Origin of the sequence: Mesorhizobium sp. M4A.F.Ca.ET.090.04.2.1, assembly GCF_003999085.1 — a bacterium.
GTDB lineage: Bacteria > Pseudomonadota > Alphaproteobacteria > Rhizobiales > Rhizobiaceae > Mesorhizobium.
In genome coordinates, this window is the sequence record NZ_RZOT01000707.1 from 1 (window position 1) to 2380 (window position 2380).

A 2380-nucleotide genomic window follows, 5' to 3' on the forward strand; every position below is an offset into this window, starting at 1 on the left:
TTTCAGCACCGATATCGTCTCGTCATAGACCTTCAGCGGCACGGGGAAGGGGTGGCGGTCCTTGCCGCCGTGGGCGAGCGAGAAGCGCGCCGGGTCGGAGAAGCGGTAGGGTGCGCCGTGCACCACTTCCGAGACCATGGCGAGCGCGCGCACGGTGCGCGGGCCGACGCCGGGAACCAAAAGCAGCTCGGGAAAATCCTTGGGGCCGCTTTCGATCGCGGCGGAAATGTTGCCGTGCAGGCGGCGCATGACGATGTCGCTCTCGCGCACGTCGTGATGCGCCGGCATGACGAGGTTGGGCAGCAGCGGCTGCGCGGCCGGTTCCGGCTCAGGCCTCACGATTTCCGGGGGCTCCAGCACGGCGAGCTCGGTCAGGATCTTTTCCGGGCTCATCGTCTTCAGAAGCTGGATCTGGCCGCCGCGCGCTTTTTCGGCGCGCCGGTCGGTGAGGTTGACGATCTCGCCCTGGCGCTCGCCCTCGATTGCCGCATGCGGCTGGTCGACGAAGCTGGTCAAGCCTTCCGACAGCCAGTGGTAGCGGCGCGCCTGGCGGGCGTCGCCGTTCATCCCCTGCTGCACCACCACCCAGCGCCCGTCGTCGGTGACGATGAAGCCGTGCAGGTAAAGGTCGTAGCCGTCCTGCACCGCGGCGCTGTCCACCTTGGCCACCAGCCGGCTGGCGGTGGCCAAAGCCTCGCCGTCGAGGCCGGTGCGGTCGCCGATGGCCAGCAATTCGCCCGGCGTCTTGCGCGAATGCGCGCCGCGCCCGCCGCAGACATGGATGCCGAGCTCGCCGGATAGCGGGTTGAGGCCGCGCTTCAGCGCGCCGATGACCGAGGTGGTGATGCCGGAGGAGTGCCAGTCCATACCCATCACGGCGCCAAAAGACTGGAACCAGAAGGGGTGCGCCAGGCGCCGCAAAAGCTCGTCGCGGCCGTAATGGTGGATGATGGCTTCGCACAGCACGGCGCCCAGCTTCGTCATCCGATCGCCCAGCCATTTCGGGACCCGCCCGCCATGCAGCGGCAGGTCGGCGCTGCCGCTTCGCTGCGTCACGCGTTTGTCTCCTGAGTGCCGGCTTTCTAGATGGCATTTTGGCAGGGATTTGCAAGGCGGAGGAGGTGGCGCCCACAAGCTTCGCGGTCGTCATCCAGGGCGAAGCAAGGAGCGAAGCGACGCGCGCAGACCCTGAGATCCATGCCGTGACTTGTGAGCGTTGCGGCGAAGCGGAATTCTGATCCGCCGCATTGTAGGACTGGCGTCACGGTATCCATCCGCGGGTCAAGCCCGAGGTTGACGAGGGAGCCTCGCTCCCTGCCCGCCTCGTCAGTAACGGCAAATCCGCACGCGTTCCAGCACCCGGCGGTGATGGTGCCAGTGCCTCACCCACTTCACGCGGCAATGGCGGTAATGGTGCCGGTAATGGTAGCGGTGCGGATAGCGGCCCACGTAACCGGGATAATAGTCACGGTAATAGCGCGGGCCGTAATAGCGGCCGCCATAGTCGTAAAACGGTCCGCCGCCATAGAACGGTCCGCCGAAGGGTCCACCATAGAAAGGTCCACCGAACGGGCCGCCGTAGAACGGGCCGCCGAACGGACCGAAAGCGGGACCGAAAAATCCCAATCCGCGCGCATCCGCCGGCGCGACCGTGGCTGCCGCGGTGGCAACGGCGATCACTGAAGCAAGTAGCAGTTTTTTCATGGCAACCTCCTCCTGAGGCTGATCATCGGCTAAACGCACCGCAGGAGACCTATGTTCCCAATCGCTAATATTCGTCGGTGTGGATCTGGCCCCATGAGGAGGAGATTGCCGCGGGGTAGCGGCAAGGGGCGTCGTGCCCACCGCAGACGGGATGCCGAGCGGCAAGCGGGTTCCGCCGCGCTTCAGCGTGCCGATGAGAGGATGTCGGTCACGGCGAAGGATGGAACCAGAAAGGACGCGCAAGCCGCCTGAGCAGTTCGTCGCGGGGTGGAGATCAGATGCCATGTGGGCGGGGATTTGCAAGCGCGACGCCCTTCTCCCGCAAGGGGAGAAGGGGAGGCGGTATCAACGCTTACCACCGCCGTTCGCAGATGCGGATCTTCTCGATCACGCGGTGGTGGTGGCGCCAGTGCTTACGGTACTCGGTCCAGCAATGACGGTGGTGGCGCATGTAGTAGCGCGGCCTGTAGCCATCGTCGTAGACATTGTAGCGGTAGTGCGGACGATAGTAAGGGTCGCCGTAATAGGGGCGATAGGCGCCATAATAGTCATCGTCATAGGCCGGGCCGATGCCGATACCGAGGCGCAGGCTGTCGGCACTGGCCGGGCTGATCATAGCCGCCGCCGACGCAATCGCGATGACGGAGGCGAGCAGGAGCTTTTTCATGACTACCTC

At 65.2% G+C, this 2380-nt stretch carries 3 protein-coding genes; all 3 read right to left on the minus strand.

What is annotated here, in order from left to right; translation table 11 throughout:
* A partial coding sequence (locus EN781_RS30725; RefSeq protein ID WP_127400640.1) for a DUF763 domain-containing protein occupies positions 1 to 1056 on the minus strand: 1056 nt, incomplete at its 3' end.
* A 270-nt stretch (positions 1057 to 1326) separates the two neighbouring features.
* Positions 1327 to 1704 carry a hypothetical protein gene (locus tag EN781_RS30730; RefSeq protein WP_127400641.1) on the minus strand — a complete coding sequence of 126 codons (378 nt, stop codon included), beginning with the start codon at positions 1702 to 1704 and terminating at the stop codon, positions 1327 to 1329.
* A gap of 352 nt (positions 1705 to 2056) precedes the next feature.
* Positions 2057 to 2380: hypothetical protein (locus EN781_RS30735; RefSeq protein WP_245492692.1), on the minus strand; the 324-nt coding region annotated here is incomplete at its 5' end.

What these genes read in the sequence shown, in the direction of transcription:
- EN781_RS30730 (WP_127400641.1), bottom strand. Translation starts at nt 1,704, where the DNA reads ATGAAAAAACTGCTACTTGCTTCAGTGATCGCCGTTGCCACCGCGGCA.